Here is a 15,196-nt window from a genome sequence, read left to right as displayed (position 1 = left end):
CGGCCCTCCCCGTGCGGCCCAGGGCCGAGGGGAGTATGCCGTGGAGCAGGTTGCCGATGAGGGTCTCGCCATTGCGACGCGAGGGTTGCGCAAGACCTTCGCTGGGATCCGCGGTCGGCGGGTCGCGATCCACGGTCTGGACCTGGACGTGCCCAGCGGGGGTGTGCACGGTTTCCTGGGCCCCAACGGGTCGGGCAAGACCACCACGATCCGCATGCTGCTGGGGTTGCTGCGCGCCGACGCGGGCACGATGCACATCTTCGGACAGCCTGTGCCGCAACGCCTCCCGCAGGTCATTGCCCGGGTCGGTGCGATCGTGGAGAGCCCCAAGTTCTATCCGAGCTTCAGCGGCCGCCGGAGCCTGAGCCTGCTGGCCGACGCCATCGGCACCGACCAGCGACGGGTCGATGAGGTGCTCGAGGAGGTCGGGCTCCGGGACCGCGGCGACGACAAGTTCGGGGGTTACTCCCTCGGCATGCGCCAGCGCCTGGCGATCGCGGCGACGCTGCTGAAGTCGCCGGACCTGCTGATCTTTGACGAGCCGACGAACGGCCTGGACCCGGCCGGCATCCGGGAGATCCGCGAGACGATGCGCAACCTGGGCACCAACGGCCGCACCGTCCTGGTGAGCAGCCACATCCTCTCCGAGATCGAGCAGATCGCCGACACCGTCTCGATCATCGGCCGTGGCCGGGTCGTGGCCCAGGGATCCGTGGCGTCGCTGATCAACGAGCAGGCGGGAGCGGCCAGCGTGGATGTCGGCATCGACAGCCCCGAGGCCGCGGTCGCGGTGCTGCGCCGGGTCGGGATGGGCGCCGAGCTCACCGAGGACGGGCTGCGTGTCACCGGCGCCGACAAACCCTCCGACGTCACCCGCGCCCTGGCTGCCCAGGGCCTGTATGTCAGCCGGCTGCTGCCCGTCCGCCGCGACCTGGAGTCGGTCTTCCTCCAGCTCACCCAGGACGACCAACTCGGCGCCTCCCCCGCAACCTCCCCCACCTCCCCTTCTCGACCGAGCGCACCAGATGGCGACTTTCCACCCCCACCGAGCGCACGGGGTGGCGACTTTCCACCCCCACCGAGCGCACGGCATACGGCTCAGTCCGCGGACGAGGAGGGGCAGCGATGACCCAGCTGACCCGCGTCGAGCTGCGACGCATCCTCTCCCGCAAGATCGTCCACCTGTCGGTGCTGGCGATCCTGGCCGTCATGGCCGTCACCTTCTGGGGGCTGTGGCAGTCGGTCCAGCCGCAGAGCGCCTTCGAGGACGACGCCCGTGCACAGTTCGAGCTGATGCACGATGACTGGGAGTCGCAGCAGGAGTTCTATGACGAGGAGGCCGTCGCGCAGTGCCTGGATGACCAGGCAGACGAGCGCGAGCGGATGGGCGACGACAGCATCGAGTTCGGCTGCGAGTGGCCCGAGCCGGTGCTCGAGGACGTGCTCGCCGGCTATGAGCCGCCCTCGATGGCCGCGCTCTATCAGACCCAGCTGCTGCAGACCGGTGTCCTGGTCTTCCTGCTCGTCCTGCTGGGCGGCTCGACCGCCACGGCCGCCGAGCTGTCGCACCGGACGCTGGGGACCTGGCTGACCTTTGAGCCGCGCCGGGACCGGGTGTTCGGCAGCAAGGTGCTGGCCTCCGGTCTGATCGCGATCCCGATCACCGCGGTGCTGCTGGCGCTCATCCTGGGCGGGATCCCGCTGCTCTATCGGATCCGCGGCGTCGACGACGCGGTGACCGCAGCGCAGTGGGCCGAGATCGGCTGGATGAGTGCGCGCGTCATGACCCTGGCGGTGGTCCTCGGCATGGTCGGTGCGGCCGCGGGCCTGCTGGTGCGGCACACCGGAGCGGTGCTGGGCATCGCGGCCGGCTATGTGCTCGTCGTCGAGAGCATGGTGCGCGGCCTCTTCCCGGACAAGGTCAAATACCTGCTCAGCGAGAACCTCACGGCCTGGGTCAACGACGGCACCGAGATCCGAAACTATGTGTGCGACGACGGCTTCAGTGGCGAGTGCCGCGAGGTCGTCACGCACATCTCGCTGGAGCACGGTGCCGTGGTCCTGGGGGTGGTCTCCCTGGTGGTGATCGTGGTGTCCTGGTTGGTCTTCCGGCGCCGCGACGTGTCCTGACGCACCCTGCCGTATGCCGTGTGGCCGCCGTGGTCACGCCGGCTCACCTCTGCGGCTGGTCTCGACGGCTGGCCTCGACGGGTCGGTGTCGACGGGTTACGGTCGAACGGCACACGGACCAGACGAATGGGAGGGCGTCCGGTATGAGGATCAGACATGCCATGACGGCGATCGCCGTGGGGGCGCTGGCGATGAGCGCGTGGCCCGCGAGCGCGCAGGACGAGGAGTTCGACCCGTTCACGCACGGCACCAACACCGTGCGCGGCGACAGCTGGCTCGACCCGCAGACCGGCCCCGACACCCAGACGCCGACCGGCATCAGCTGGCCGCTGTCCGAGGTCAACGAGGACCCGGATTACTACGACTGGGGCTGCCACGTCACCGCTCAGGCCGACAGCACACCCATCGGTTGCGTGATCAACCCCGAGGGCAGCACTGACGTGGTCGTGCTCGGCTCGAGCTATGCCGGGCAGTGGATGCCAGCCATCCTGGAGATCGCGGACCGCGAGGACTGGGCAGTCACGATCCACACGAAGACCTGGTGCGACTTCCAGCCGGGGCGTGCGATCACCAACCCCAGCCCCTATCCGGAGTGCGACCGCTTCAACACCAAGGTGCTGGAACTGCTGCGCCAGGACGTCCCCGACATCATCCTCACCTCGCACTACGACCCCTCCGCGGGACCACACCTGACCCGGGTCTATCGCGACCTGATCGCCCGGGGCGTGGAAGACGTGGTGGGCATCTGGAACTCCAGCGGCACGTTCGCCGAGGAGGGCCCCGGCCTGACCAAGGCCGCCTGGTGCGTGCGCGACATCCAGTTCGACGACTACACCGGTGACTACACGACGTGCCACTACGGCAAGGGCAGTGAGACCGATCAGGGCAACCGGGCCATGCAGCTGGTCGACACCGGCCTGGACGATTTTCACTACGTCCCGTTGCAGGACTGGATGTGCCCGCCCGACTCGACCGTTGCCCCGCGCTGTCCCGCGGTGATCGGACGGGTCGTCCCCTGGCGCAACGGGGCCCACCTGACCAACGAGTGGACGCACTCGATGACCAACCCGCTGCACGCTGCGCTGCACCAGGACGGGGTCACCGAGACGGGTCCCTAGCGGTGGGGCCTGCTCAGTGGTCCGGGTGCAGCGGCGTGTGCGGCGCGTTCATGTGGTGCAGCACCTGGTGGGCCGCGTCGTCCGTGAGTCGCCAACGCCGATAACGACCGTCCTTGCGGGACGAGACGACGCTCGCGTTCTGGAGCGTGGTCAGCGCCTGGGTGACGGTGTTGGCGGAGATCCCCGTGGCCGCCGCGATCTCGGACACCGACGCCTCCGGAGCCGCGTGGACGGCCACCATGATCTTCAGCCGCGTGGGGTCAGCGAACAGCTCGAACGTGCTGACCCACTCGCTCATCGCGGCACGGCTGTGCTCGACCGCGCTCGCGGCGATCTCACCCGGCGTGTTGCTGTCCACAATGCCGCCACCCTAGCGCCGCCGGTGAACAACCGCGTCGCATCTGAACACCTGACTCACATCGTCCTTGCGTTGAGTGAACAGTGCCCCAGATATCTGTCTAGCGGCACACATGTGGGTTAGCGTGAGGACCGCCCAGATGTCCCCCATCGCAAAGGCTTCCCCGTGGTCCAGCTCAGCAGGCGCCTGTTCCTCCTCGGCTCGGCGGGCGCCGCGCTCGCAGCCGCCGGCTGCTCCGCACCGCAGGCCCCAGGCGCTGAACGCACCGGCACCGGCGCCACCGCCTCCACCTCGTTGGCCCTGGTCACCGCCCTGCTCCCCGAAACCCTGAACCCCATCGCGGGCACCGACAACAACGGCATGGGCAAGATCAATGAGGGCCTGCTCACCCTGCGGGCCAAGGGAGCCGAGCTGCCAGACCTGATCCCCCAGTTGGCCGCGAGTGCCCCCGAGCCGTCCGAGGACGCCATGACCTGGACGGTGGCGGTGCGCTCGGATGTCACCTTCTCCGACGGCACGCCCCTGACCGCCGAGGATGTCGTCGCCACCTACGCGGCCATCATCGACCCAGCGACGGCCTCCCCGATCGCCGGCGACCTCTCGATGCTGGCCGAGGTCAGCGCTCCCGACCCCGAGACCGTCGTGTTCTCCCTGAAGATTCCCTATGTCGCCTTCCCCACGAAGCTGCTCGTGGGCATCGCGCCGGCCAGCCTGATCGTGCCGGGACAGCTGGTCTCCGAGTCCGTCCTCAACCAGGAGCCGATCGGGACCGGCCCGTATGTCGTGGAGTCCTTCGGCGACGGCAAGCTGGTCTATGCCGCCAACAGCAGGTTCCGGGACGGTGCTCCGGCGCTCACCAAGGTCACCTATGTCATGACGCCCGATGACAACACGCGCGCCCAGCAGATGACCGCCGGCGAGTTCGACGGGTCCGTGCTGCCGCCGCGCCTCGCAGTGACCTTCCAGGACTCCCAGGACGTCGACGTCATCTCGGCGACCTCGGCCGACTGGCGCGGGATCTCGCTGCCGTCGGACAACCCGGTCACCGCCGACCCGGCGGTCCGGATGGCCCTGAACCTCGCGGTGGACCGCCAGGGCCTGGTCGACAGCGTGCTGATGGGTTATGGCCGCGCTGCCTCGACCTTCGTCCCGCCGCAGTATGCCGACTTCTACTCGCCGGACGCGGTCTTCCCCTATGACCTGGAGCAGGCGAAATCGCTTCTCACGGAGGCGGGCTGGGTCGAGGGGGACGACGGCATCCGCAGCAAGGATGGCGTGCGCGCGGCGTTCACGATCATGTACAACCCCGACGACCGGCTGCGTCGCGACCTGTCGGCGGCCTTCGCGTCCGAGGCCCTCAAGGCCGGCTTCGATGTCACGGTCGAGGGAGTGGGCTGGGACGTTCTCGAGCCACGCATCCACACCGACCCGGTGATGCTCGGCGGTGGCGACACCCCCTACGACGTGGACTCCCAGCTCTACGTGATGCTGCACTCCTCCTATCCAGCCGCCGGGATCTACTACGACAACCCCAGCGAATACGCCAGCCCCGAGATGGATGCCGCCCTCGACCGTGGTCGCACCTCGTTGACGACCCAGGATCGCGTTGCGGCCTATCGGGAGGTCCAGGACCTCTATCTGGCCGACCCGTCGATGGTGGTCCTGGTCTTCCTGGATCACACCTACGTGCAACTGAAGTCGGTGACCGATGCGTGGGAGGGCACGCCGACGGTGCTGGAGCCCCACGAGCACGGCACGGCGTGGGGCCCCTGGGTCAACGTCGAGAAGTGGACACCTCGGGCCTAGCCCATGACAGAGCTCGCCACCTCCCCCACAACAGATCGGCAACCCACCCGCACCAGGTGGGGCAAGGCCGCGCGCCTCGCGGGATGGCGTGCCCTGATCGCGTTGCCGATCACCACGCTGGTCTCGATGCTGGTCTTCTGGTTGGCGTCGGTGGCTCCGTTCAACCCGCTCGCCGCCTATCTGGGCCCACGCTTCGAGCGCGCCAGTGAGCAGGAGCGGGCCGCCCTGGCCGAGCAGCTCGGCATCAACGACTCCTGGATCGCGATCTGGGGGCGATGGGTCCAGGACGTCCTGCTGCACTGGGACTGGGGCTTCTCGCGGTCGATGTCGCGGCCGGTCTCTGAGGTCCTCGTTGAGCGGCTGCCGTGGACACTGCTCCTCGCCGGCGTGGGCGTCGTCATTGCCATCGTGGTCTCCCTGGTGCTGGGGGTGGCCGCGGCCCAACGGCCCGGATCGTTGATCGACCGGTTCGCCACCGGTTTGGCGCACGTCGCGCAGGGCATGCCCGCCTTCGTCGTCGCGCTCGGCGCGATCGCTGTCTTCTCGCTGGCCCTGGGCTGGCTGCCCGTTGCCGGAGTCTCGCGCGGCGGCGCCGAGCCAACCTGGAGCTCCATCGCCACCCACCTGGTCCTGCCGGCCACCGTCCTCGCGCTGTCGCAGGTCCCGTGGCTGCTGCTCAACATCCGCACCTCCGTCCTGACCGCCCTCACCGAGGACCACGTGACTGCGGCCCGCTCTCGTGGGCTCCCGGAGCGCACGATCATCTGGCGGCACGCCCTGCCCGGCGCACTGCTGCCGTTCGTCACCGTCATCGGCGCCCGCCTCCCCGAGCTGGTGACCGGAGCGGTGCTCGTCGAGACGGTGTTTGCGTGGCCAGGTCTCGCCTCGGCTGTTGTCGACGCTGCGGTCAGCGGTGACTTCCCGCTGCTGGCGGCGGTCACGGTGCTCACCTGCCTGGCCGTGCTCCTGGGCTCGTTGATCGCCGACGTGCTCTATGTCCTGATTGATCCGAGGGTTGACGATGCTTGACACACCCGCCCGCCCGGCCAGCAGACGCAGCCGAAAGACCGCTGGTGAGCCCACCGGCCGGGCAACTGGCGAGCGCACCAGCCAGGTATTTGGCGAGCGCACCTGGCGGACGGTCCCGAGCTGGCCGCGGGGTCGCCGGGCGAAGCGGCCAACGGGGCGCCGGACGGTCGTGGCCTGCCTGGCCACGCTCGTCGTCCTCGCCCTCTATTGCCTCATCGTGCCGGCCATCGCCCAGGTCGACGCACGCGTGGTGGACCTGGAGGGCTATCTGCAGCCGCCGTCCGCCGAGCACCTGATGGGCACCGACCTGATGGGCCGGGACCTGTTCGTGCGTTCGGCTCAGGCACTGCGGATCTCGCTGCTGCTCGCGGCGGTGGCGGCGGTCATCTCCACGGTCCTCGGTGTCCTGGTGGGCACCTTCGCCGCCGTCTTCGGCGGATGGGTCGACAAGCTCGTGATGCGCTCAGTGGACGCGGTCAACGCGGTGCCGCACCTGCTGCTCGGCGTCGTGATCGCCTCGCTGTGGCGCGGTCAGTGGTGGGCGATCGTCGCCTCGATCGGCCTGACGCACTGGACCCAGATCGCCCGGATCGTGCGCTCCGAGATCCTCTCGCTGCGCAACCGGGAGCACGTCGACGCAGCGGTCGTCTCCGGCGCCTCCCGCAGGCAGGTCTGGGCCACCCACCTGATCCCCGCCGTTGTGCCACAGGCCCTGATCGCCGTCGTGCTGACACTGCCCCACGCCATCTGGCACGAGAGCACGCTGTCCTTCCTCGGGGTGGGTCTGCCACCGAACGAGCCGTCCCTCGGCACCGTGCTCGAGGACGCGCGCGAGGGGATCCTCGGTGGTGGCTGGTGGATGCTGGGCTTCCCGGCGCTGCTGCTCACCGTGGCCTGTCTGGCCGTCGCGGGCCTCGGCGGGGCACTGCGCGAGCGGTCGATCCCGAAGCGCGCGATTGAGGCACAGGTGACCCGATGAGCGCCAGGACCACGCACGCCACCGCAACGTCCACGACCACTGCGACTGCGACTGCGACTGCGACCACGACTGCTACCGCGGCAGCGACTGCGACCGCAAGTTCGCCGACCACCGGGCTGGACCTCGTCGACGTGTCGATCCGCATCCCGTTGCCCGGCACGCCGCGGCGCTGGGTCTATCCGGCCCGGGACATCACCCTGTCCTTCCCCGCCGGGGCGATCACCGCGATCGTCGGTGAGTCAGGTTGCGGCAAGTCGGTGCTGGCCCTGGCCGCAACCGGCCTGTTGCCTGCCAGCAGTCAGACCAGCGGCTCGATCCTCGCTGACGGCGTCGACGTGCTGGGCGCCACCGAGCGGGAACTCGCCGCCATCAGGGGGCGCGCGGTCGGGCTGGTGCCACAGTCCGCAGCCACCCACCTCACACCGGTCCGCACGATCGGCTCGACGCTCGCCGAGTCGTTGGCCTTCCACGGCCTCCCTGCCGCCGCAGCTGACGTCATCGACCTGCTGCGCAGTGTCGAACTGCCCCCAGACACGCGGCAGCGTTATCCCCATGAGGTGTCCGGTGGCATGGCGCAGCGGGTGCTCGTCGCGCTGACCTGCGCGCTGGAGCCGTCGGTCCTGGTGGCGGACGAGCCGACGTCAGCCCTCGATGCCCGCAGCGCGGCGCTCGTCCGGGAGCGGCTGCGGGCGCAGGCTGATCGTGGCGCGGCGGTCGTCCTGATCACCCACGACCTCGTCGCCGCGCGCGGCATCGCCGACCGGGTGGCGGTGATGTATGCCGGGCAGATCCTGGAGGTCGGACCCGCCCCCGTCGTGCTGCGCGACCCCGCCCACGACTACACCCGTGCGCTCCTGGCGGCGCTCCCCGAGAACGGGCTGGTGCCACCGCAGGGCACGCCGTCGTCACTGGTCGACCCGGACCCACAGGTCTGCCTGTGGCACGCCCGGATCGGTGTCCCGTGCGACGGGGCCCCACTGCGCTCGGCGGGCGTCGATCACCTCGCCGCCTGTGACGTGGTGTCGTGATGCTGCGCCTCGACGACATCACCGTGCGCTATCCCGGGGAAGAACACCCCGTCCTGCGCGACCTCAGCCTGACCGTCGCTGCCGGAGATCTCGTCGGGGTCCACGCCCCGTCCGGCACGGGCAAGACCACGCTGCTGAAGACTGCCGCCTTGCTGCTGCCCACCGAGCGCGGGAGCGTGCAGATTGACGGGGTCACACCACGGGGCACTGGTTATCGCGTGCCGCGCGAGATGCGCCGCATGCTCGGGATCGTCTTCCAGTCGCCACGCGCCTCGACCGACGGCCGGTTGACGCTGCGCCGGATCATCGCCGCTCCCCTCTCGCACGACCGCGGGTTCTTGCGTCCGCGGCCGAGCGAGCAGGTGGAGGAGCTGGCCGACCGCGTCCAGCTGTCGGCTGATCTGCTCGACCGGCTCCCCCACCAGGTCTCGGACGGCCAGCTCCAACGCGCCTGCCTGGCACGTGCCCTCGCCCTGGATCCTCGCGTGCTGCTCTGCGACGAGCCGACGGCGATGCTCGACGCCCCGACGACGGCCGTGATCATGCACCTGCTGCGCGAGCACGCCGAGTCCGGGGCCGCTGTGCTGCTGGCCTCGCACGATCGCGCCCTGCTGGACATCACCTGCGACGCGACCTCCAGCGTGAGCGACCTCGCGACCCCTGCCGTCAGCTCGCGGTGATCGCCTCAGTCTGCCTGCGGTAATCGCCTCCGTCAGCTCGCGGTGATCGCCTCGGCGATGGGCGTGCCGCCGCCGACGAACTCGATGGTGCTGCCGATCGTCGTCTCGTCGGCGAGTGTGGCCGCCACCACGGCCGCAACGTCCTCACGCGAGACGCTGGTCTTGTCATTGGACCGGTCGTAGTCGCGGTCCACATGGATGGTCCCGACACCGGGCTCAAGGTCCAGTCCGCCCGGCGCCACGATCGTCCACTGCAGTCCAGAAGACCTCAGGTGAGCGTCGGCGGCGGCCTTCGCGTCGGCATACGCCTTGAAGGGGCTGTCGGCCGGAGTCTCGTCCTTGCCCGCCCCGCGGTAGGACACCATCACGTAGCGGAACACACCGGCCTTGGCCGCGGCGTCCATCGACGCGATCGCGGCGTCCCGGTCGACAGCCCGGGTGCGGTCGGGGTTGCCGCCACCAGCACCTGCCGACCAGACGACCGCGTCGTGGCCGGAGAGCACCTGAGCCAGGGAGTCCACGTCGGCCTGCTCGATGTCGAGGACAACAGCCTTGGCACCGGTCTCGGAGACGTCCGCGCTGTGGTCCGGGTTGCGGAAGAACGAGGTCACCTCATCACCCCGCTCACTGAGCTGTCGGGCCAGGTGCAGTGCAACCTTGCCGTGGCCTCCGATGATCGCGATCTTGCGCATGGTCAACCTCCAAAAAGTCGGTGGGTGGTTCCCTGGCGACAACCGGATCACCGGGATGCCTGTTCCCGCACATCACGTCTGCGCTGGTCAGCCGCGTGTCGAGGGGGCCACTGAGCTGACGCCCCCGACACGAACTGTTCTGCCACGAACCGTTCTGCCATGACCAGGTCTCAGACTCTGTGGAGATCATCGCGTGGTGCGGTCACCGGCCTGCAGATAGCCCAGCAGCAGGCCGGCACCGGTCGCCGGGTCGTCCACCGTGGCGACGAATCGCTTCTTGCCGTGCGTGACCTGCAGGGCGCTGCCGCTGCGGGTGACGAGGCCCAGGGCGCCCGGCTTCATCCGGAGCCCGAGGCCCCCGAACTCGGCCGGGGAGACGTCGACGACGCCAGCGTCGGTGATCCGCTCCAGCGGGAGGTGCCCGCGGGGCAGACCAAGCGCGGAGCGCCACGTCACCCCTGACCTGTCGACCGTGACCACGAAGCTGGTCACCGCCACAATCGGCAGCACCACCAGGGCCGTGACGAGCCAGAGCCACCACAGGCCGCTGACCAGGGTGGCGAACACCATCACCAGCACCCCGGCGACCATCGCCACCATCGGCAGCCGGCCCATCTCGACGCGACCGAACCACGACGCACGCTCGGTGGGCGCGAGGACGACGGGCGTGACCGTCTCCGGGGCGGGCCGTGGCAGGCCACGGGGCACCAGGAGAGCCACGACCACACCCACCACGACGGCGAGGCCCAACGCGGGCAGGATCACCCACGGCGACAGCCGCACCTGGTCCGGGGCACCGGCACCGCGGTTGGCCAGGACGAGCCCGGCAAAGAGCGTGCTCAGGCCGACGGGCAGACCGGCCAGGAAGCCGCTGAACGCACGCGCTCCCTCGCCCCGCCACCACTCGGTGGCCGCGAACACTGCGATGAGCAGCGCGGGCAGCCCGACCCCGACGAGACCAAACATCGTCAGGGCCATCCCGCGGGACAGGTCGTCGTTGGCTGTGCCGGACTGGTCGAAGTGCGTGGCCAGCCGGTCCGGCAGGTCGCCGGCGACGACCAGCATGGTGACGAGCAGGGCCACGCCGCAGATGGCGGTGACCAGGACGGTTGTGGCCAGGTGAGCACGGCGGACCCGTCGCTCTGTGGTGGACGGGATCGTCATCGCTGTGCTCCTTCATCGAGGGCTTGGTGCAGTTGGGACAGCGGTATGCCGTGACGCCGCGCGACGTCGAGCAGGTGCCTGACCGCGTGGCCCATCTCGGGGACGGTCGGCTCCTGCTGCAGGACGACCGCGCCGCGTCCCCGGCGCAGGTCGATCACACCGGCCTCTCGGAGCTCGGTGTAGGCCCGCAGAACCGTGTGCATGTTGACATCCAGCGAGGAGGCCAGGTCGCGTGCGGCCGGCAGCCGGTCGCCCTCGCTGACCTCGCCGCTCGCAATCGCTCGCCGGACCTCGAGCTCGATCTGGGTGTAGATCGGCTCGCTCGCCCGGGGGTCGATGCGAATCAGCACACGCTGATCCTATAGTTATAGTTGCTCTATAACAATTTGATCTTCAGGTAGCCCACCACCGATCTGATTGAGGTTTCCCAACCATTTACGGCAAGAACGCTGACCAAGGTTTTACCGGCTCTTCCCAGATGAGGGTGTAGGTCGGCCGGGCGCGTCGGTCCGCAGATAGACGTCGAGTCTCCCGACGACGGAGGTTCCTACGCCATCCATCCGAAAGACCTCGACGTGACCGACGCTACCCCGCCGGCCGGCTTCGGCCGCCCTGACCTGACCGCCGTCGCGTCTCATCCCAATCGACCCTGATCGAGTCTGCTGACCCCCTCGACGAGAACGCAGCGACATCACAGCCACCCAACCCCGACCGTCCGGGAAGCCGGGACACGTCACATGGCCTGTGCTGCGGGCGTGTCGAGTGGGTCGTCCAGGGGCGACGCAGGAGCGTCGACGCGACGTGCTGAGAGGTGGTTCCAGTCGAGCACTAGGACACCGGCTACAGGCATGGCGATAGGTCAGGAACGGCGTCGCTCCCTACGCAGGAGGGAGCGCAGAGTCTCGGCGTTCGCGTAGCCGACCCGTAGCGCGATCTCGGCGGAGGTGAGGTCCGTGGTTGCTGAGAGGTGCCGAGCTCGTTCGATGCGAAGCCGTTGGACGAAGCCGAGCGGAGTGAGGTTGAGCGCCGCACGGACTCGTCGTTCGAGGGTGCGCCGGCTGGTGCCGAGCGACTGCGCGACGAAGGCGACGTTGAACGGTTCGTCCAGGCGGGCGCGCACGAAGCGTTCGAACTCGACGACGATCGGGTCCTCGTGCCGGAGATGTTCGTAGGCGACGAAGGCCGCCTGCGACGGACGCTCGTCGATGATGAGGAGCTTGGCGACATGTTGGGCCAGGTCGGGGCTGATCGATCGCACGAGTGAGAGCGCGAGGTCGATGTGGGCGAACGCGGCGCCGGCGGTGACGAGGTTCCCGTCGACCACGACCATGGTGTCGAGATCGAGGGCGACGGTCGGATAGCGCTTCAGGAACTCCGGCCCCAGGAACCAGCTGGTCGTCGCCCGCCGATGATGCATCCGTCCGGTCTCGGCGACAGCGAACACGCCGGTGCACGCCGCGGCGATCCGGGTGGTCGCGTCGTCGAGGCGCCCGAGCGAGGCGATGACCGAACGAGCATCTCGGCTCTGGAGGGCGTCGTTGGTAGCGGCGGCCGTGAGGGTTCCAAGCGCAGGGACGACGACCACGTCGAACTCTGCGGACTCCGACAGCGGGTGGTCCACCGACAGGGTCATCGATGCCGTCGTGGTCACTCTCCGTTTCGGTCCGAGGATGGCGAGTTCGATCGGGTCGATCCGCGGGTCGACATCGCCGCGGGCTCCGTCGGCCACCCGCACGATGTCGATGACCGACGCGACAGCCGAACCGAAGCAGCCGTCGATCGCGATCAGTCCGATACGCATGGCGCGAACAATAGCAATACTGCCGTATACGCCACTTCTCACATGCCCTTGCTTGTCATACGCTGAACTCGCTTCACCAAGAAACCTCGACACCTAGGAGAACCCCTCATGTCCACACCCGCATCACTTCCGTATGCCTTCGTCGCCAAGATCGTCGCGGCCGATGGACAGCACGACGCGCTCGCCGATCTGCTCGCCGGCGCTGTCGCGCTCGCCAACGAAGAAGTAGGAACGATTGTCTGGTTCGCGGTCAGGACCCACGCCGACACCTTCTGGATCTTCGATGCATTCCCCGACGAGGCCGCTCGCGACGCCCACGCCAACGGCGCCATCGTCGCAGCCCTGATGGCCAACCAGCACCTCCTCGGCGCAGCACCCGAGATCCTGGCGGCCGACGTCCTCGCGTCCAAGCTCCCGTAGTCCGCCAACGCACGAGACGATCGCGCTCCGCCGAGCCGTCGCCAGGTCGCGACGCAACGCCACGCTGCGTTGCCGAGCGGTGCGAGGCCTATCGGCACACGGACAGGATGCCGGCCACGAGCGCTCAGCCGGCGAGGGGTCCGTCGCAGAGGAGAGCGACGTCGGTGTCGGGCAGAGCCGTGAGGCCAGCGCATCGCGCGACCACCAGAACCGAACCGCCCCTGCCCTGCGTTTCCGCAGGTCAGGGGCTGTTCGCCGGAGCCGCCTGTCGGAATCGAACCGACGACCTAATCACGTCGGCTTTGCGTCTATCGCTTGATGCGCCCACTGGGCGAACGAGCCGCTGACCTGCGCAAACGCCGAGCGTGGGGGACGCCGCCATCCGGTGGTGACCGACGACGACCGACCAGTACCGACCGTTTCACCGGATCTTGCGGCGGCGTCGAAGCCGAGCAAGCTCCATTCCTTTAGCTCACCGCGCCCTCCTCCTCGCCGGTCCCGTCGTCGTCGAAGACGTTCAGGGGTCTTCTCAGATGACGGTGTAGGTCGGCCGGGCGCGTCGGTCCGCAGATAGACGTCGAGGTCTCCCGACGACGGAGGTTCCTACGCCATCCATCCGAAAGACCTCGACGTGTCCGACGCTACCCCGCCGGCCGGCTTCGGCCGCCCTGACCTGACCGCCTTCGCTCGACTCGACGGCCTCGGTCTGAGCGTGACCGGACAACGACTTGAACCGGATCGTGCGGTCCTCGCGTGCCGCGTGGTGGAACCAGATCAGTGGTGCCGACGGTGCGGCAGCGAAGGCGCTGCTCGTGACACCGTGATCCGGCGGTTGGCCCACGAGCCGCTGGGCTGGCGACCGACCGTGCTGGAAGTTGTAGTGCGCCGCTACCGCTGTGCCGACTGCGGACACGTGTGGCGCCAAGACACCAGCGCCGCGGCGGAGCCACGCGCGAAGCTCTCGCGCACCGGGCTGCGGTGGGCGCTGGAAGGGATCGTGGTCGCACACCTCACCGTCGCCCGTGTCGCCGAGGGACTCGGGGTCGCGTGGGACACCGCCAACAACGCGGTCCTGGCTGAAGGCAAGCGGCTGCTGATCAACGACCCCACGCGGTTTGAGGGCGTGAAGGTCATTGGCGTCGATGAGCACGTCTGGCGCCACACCAGGCGTGGCGACAAGTACGTCACCGTGATCATCGACCTCACCCCGGTCCGCGATGGCGCCGGCCCAGCAAGGCTGCTGGACCTGGTCGAGGGCCGGTCGAAGGCGGCGTTCAAGACCTGGCTCGCCGACCGCGACGACGCCTTCCGTGACACGGTCGAGGTGGTCGCGATGGACGGCTTCACCGGGTTCAAGACCGCCGCTGCAGAGGAGATCCCGGACGCGGTCACGGTGATGGATCCCTTCCACGTCGTGCGCCTGGCCGGTGACGCCCTCGACAGGTGCCGGCGCCGGGTCCAACTCGCGATCCACGGGCACCGTGGGTTCAGGGACGACCCGCTCTACAAGTCGCGGCGCACGCTGCACACCGGCGCGGACCTGCTCACCGACAAGCAGAGCGACAGGCTACGCGCGCTGTTCGTTGATGACGCTCACGTCGAGGTCGAGGCGACCTGGGGTGTCTACCAGCGCATGATCGCCGCCTATCGCCACGAGGACCGGCAACGTGGCCGCGAGCTCATGGAGAAGCTGATCACCGACCTCAGCGCCGGCGTCCCCAAGGTGCTCACCGAGCTCACCACCCTGGGCCGGACCCTGAAGAAGCGAGCCGCTGACGTGCTCGCCTACTTCGAACGACCCGGCACCAGCAACGGGCCGACCGAGGCGCTCAACGGACGGCTCGAACACCTGCGCGGCTCCGCACTCGGGTTCCGCAACCTGACCAACTACATCGCCCGAAGCCTGCTCGAGACCGGCGGCTTCAGACCCCAACTCCTACACCCCCGATTGGGATGAGCCGTTTTACCGCTGGCCGGTGGTGGCGCATCAG

Annotated in this window: 15 protein-coding genes; 10 read left to right on the top strand and 5 right to left on the bottom strand. The window is 69.0% G+C overall.

Translation table 11 applies throughout. The features are described 5' to 3' along the window. Window positions 1-40: 40 nt before the first annotated feature. The 3 genes from NF556_RS08220 to NF556_RS08210 all read left to right on the top strand — a co-directional run bounded on the left by NF556_RS08220 (window position 41) and on the right by NF556_RS08210 (window position 3,248). Complete coding sequence (locus NF556_RS08220; RefSeq protein WP_252595154.1) at window positions 41-1,129, top strand: ABC transporter ATP-binding protein; 1,089 nt, start codon at window positions 41-43, stop codon at window positions 1,127-1,129. Continuing rightward, on the top strand, window positions 1,126-2,130 hold the full coding sequence (locus NF556_RS08215) for a hypothetical protein (protein ID WP_252595153.1): 1,005 nt from the start codon (window positions 1,126-1,128) through the stop codon (window positions 2,128-2,130). The genes NF556_RS08220 and NF556_RS08215 overlap by 4 nt, the downstream gene beginning before the upstream one ends. Before the next feature lie 161 nt (window positions 2,131-2,291). Further along, the gene (locus NF556_RS08210) at window positions 2,292-3,248 is read left to right on the top strand and encodes an SGNH hydrolase domain-containing protein (RefSeq protein WP_252595152.1); all 957 of its coding nucleotides are present in this window, start codon (window positions 2,292-2,294) and stop codon (window positions 3,246-3,248) included. Window positions 3,249-3,261: 13 nt separating this feature from the next. Here the strand turns inward: NF556_RS08210 and NF556_RS08205 are convergent, their stop codons facing one another. Next, window positions 3,262-3,606 carry an ArsR/SmtB family transcription factor gene (locus NF556_RS08205; RefSeq protein WP_252595151.1) on the bottom strand — a complete coding sequence of 115 codons (345 nt, stop codon included), beginning with the start codon at window positions 3,604-3,606 and terminating at the stop codon, window positions 3,262-3,264. Between the two features lie 165 nt (window positions 3,607-3,771). Between NF556_RS08205 and NF556_RS08200 the strand changes: the two genes are divergently transcribed. Genes NF556_RS08200 through NF556_RS08180 form a run of 5 tightly spaced genes read left to right on the top strand, consistent with a single transcriptional unit; the run spans window position 3,772 to window position 9,128 of the window. After that, complete coding sequence (locus tag NF556_RS08200; RefSeq protein WP_252595150.1) at window positions 3,772-5,412, top strand: ABC transporter substrate-binding protein; 1,641 nt, start codon at window positions 3,772-3,774, stop codon at window positions 5,410-5,412. A 3-nt stretch (window positions 5,413-5,415) separates the two neighbouring features. Continuing rightward, window positions 5,416-6,441, top strand: a complete 1,026-nt coding sequence (locus tag NF556_RS08195; protein WP_252595149.1) for an ABC transporter permease — start codon at window positions 5,416-5,418, stop codon at window positions 6,439-6,441. Then, complete coding sequence (locus NF556_RS08190) at window positions 6,434-7,420, top strand: ABC transporter permease (protein WP_252595148.1); 987 nt, start codon at window positions 6,434-6,436, stop codon at window positions 7,418-7,420. The genes NF556_RS08195 and NF556_RS08190 overlap by 8 nt, the downstream gene beginning before the upstream one ends. Further along, window positions 7,417-8,448, top strand: coding sequence for an ABC transporter ATP-binding protein (locus NF556_RS08185; protein ID WP_252595147.1), 1,032 nt, complete (start codon window positions 7,417-7,419; stop codon window positions 8,446-8,448). Before NF556_RS08190 ends, NF556_RS08185 begins: the two co-directional genes overlap by 4 nt. Further along, window positions 8,448-9,128, top strand: a complete 681-nt coding sequence (locus tag NF556_RS08180) for an ABC transporter ATP-binding protein (RefSeq protein WP_252595146.1) — start codon at window positions 8,448-8,450, stop codon at window positions 9,126-9,128. Before NF556_RS08185 ends, NF556_RS08180 begins: the two co-directional genes overlap by 1 nt. A gap of 32 nt (window positions 9,129-9,160) precedes the next feature. Here the strand turns inward: NF556_RS08180 and NF556_RS08175 are convergent, their stop codons facing one another. The 4 genes from NF556_RS08175 to NF556_RS08160 form a co-directional block, all read right to left on the bottom strand. Next, a complete protein-coding gene (locus NF556_RS08175) occupies window positions 9,161-9,820 on the bottom strand; it encodes an NAD(P)H-binding protein (protein ID WP_252595145.1) in 660 nt (219 codons plus the stop codon). Window positions 9,821-10,006: 186 nt separating this feature from the next. Continuing rightward, the gene (locus tag NF556_RS08170) at window positions 10,007-10,984 is read right to left on the bottom strand and encodes an SdpI family protein (protein ID WP_252595144.1); all 978 of its coding nucleotides are present in this window, start codon (window positions 10,982-10,984) and stop codon (window positions 10,007-10,009) included. Next, window positions 10,981-11,334 carry a GntR family transcriptional regulator gene (locus NF556_RS08165; RefSeq protein ID WP_252595143.1) on the bottom strand — a complete coding sequence of 118 codons (354 nt, stop codon included), beginning with the start codon at window positions 11,332-11,334 and terminating at the stop codon, window positions 10,981-10,983. Before NF556_RS08165 ends, NF556_RS08170 begins: the two co-directional genes overlap by 4 nt. Before the next feature lie 509 nt (window positions 11,335-11,843). Next, window positions 11,844-12,785, bottom strand: a complete 942-nt coding sequence (locus NF556_RS08160) for a GlxA family transcriptional regulator (protein WP_003941078.1) — start codon at window positions 12,783-12,785, stop codon at window positions 11,844-11,846. 108 nt (window positions 12,786-12,893) lie between these two features. Between NF556_RS08160 and NF556_RS08155 the strand changes: the two genes are divergently transcribed. Both NF556_RS08155 and NF556_RS08150 read left to right on the top strand, forming a co-directional pair. Further along, the gene (locus NF556_RS08155) at window positions 12,894-13,205 is read left to right on the top strand and encodes a putative quinol monooxygenase (RefSeq protein ID WP_003941073.1); all 312 of its coding nucleotides are present in this window, start codon (window positions 12,894-12,896) and stop codon (window positions 13,203-13,205) included. A gap of 631 nt (window positions 13,206-13,836) precedes the next feature. Continuing rightward, the gene (locus tag NF556_RS08150) at window positions 13,837-15,162 is read left to right on the top strand and encodes an ISL3-like element ISPfr2 family transposase (RefSeq protein WP_252595142.1); all 1,326 of its coding nucleotides are present in this window, start codon (window positions 13,837-13,839) and stop codon (window positions 15,160-15,162) included. Window positions 15,163-15,196 lie beyond the last annotated feature (34 nt).

Source organism: Ornithinimicrobium faecis (genome assembly GCF_023923225.1).
Classification (GTDB): Bacteria; Actinomycetota; Actinomycetes; order Actinomycetales; family Dermatophilaceae; genus Ornithinicoccus; species Ornithinicoccus faecis.
Note: the sequence above shows the minus strand (reverse complement) of the source record. Positions and strands in the feature narration are given on the sequence as shown.

Coding starts and splice junctions, on each gene's coding strand:
- NF556_RS08215 (WP_252595153.1), top strand. CDS start 1,126: ATGACCCAGCTGACCCGCGTCGAGCTGCGACGCATCCTCTCCCGCAAG.
- NF556_RS08210 (WP_252595152.1), top strand. CDS start 2,292: ATGACGGCGATCGCCGTGGGGGCGCTGGCGATGAGCGCGTGGCCCGCG.
- NF556_RS08195 (WP_252595149.1), top strand. CDS start 5,416: ATGACAGAGCTCGCCACCTCCCCCACAACAGATCGGCAACCCACCCGC.
- NF556_RS08190 (WP_252595148.1), top strand. CDS start 6,434: ATGCTTGACACACCCGCCCGCCCGGCCAGCAGACGCAGCCGAAAGACC.
- NF556_RS08185 (WP_252595147.1), top strand. CDS start 7,417: ATGAGCGCCAGGACCACGCACGCCACCGCAACGTCCACGACCACTGCG.
- NF556_RS08180 (WP_252595146.1), top strand. CDS start 8,448: ATGCTGCGCCTCGACGACATCACCGTGCGCTATCCCGGGGAAGAACAC.
- NF556_RS08175 (WP_252595145.1), bottom strand. CDS start 9,820: ATGCGCAAGATCGCGATCATCGGAGGCCACGGCAAGGTTGCACTGCAC.
- NF556_RS08170 (WP_252595144.1), bottom strand. CDS start 10,984: ATGACGATCCCGTCCACCACAGAGCGACGGGTCCGCCGTGCTCACCTG.
- NF556_RS08160 (WP_003941078.1), bottom strand. CDS start 12,785: ATGCGTATCGGACTGATCGCGATCGACGGCTGCTTCGGTTCGGCTGTC.
- NF556_RS08155 (WP_003941073.1), top strand. CDS start 12,894: ATGTCCACACCCGCATCACTTCCGTATGCCTTCGTCGCCAAGATCGTC.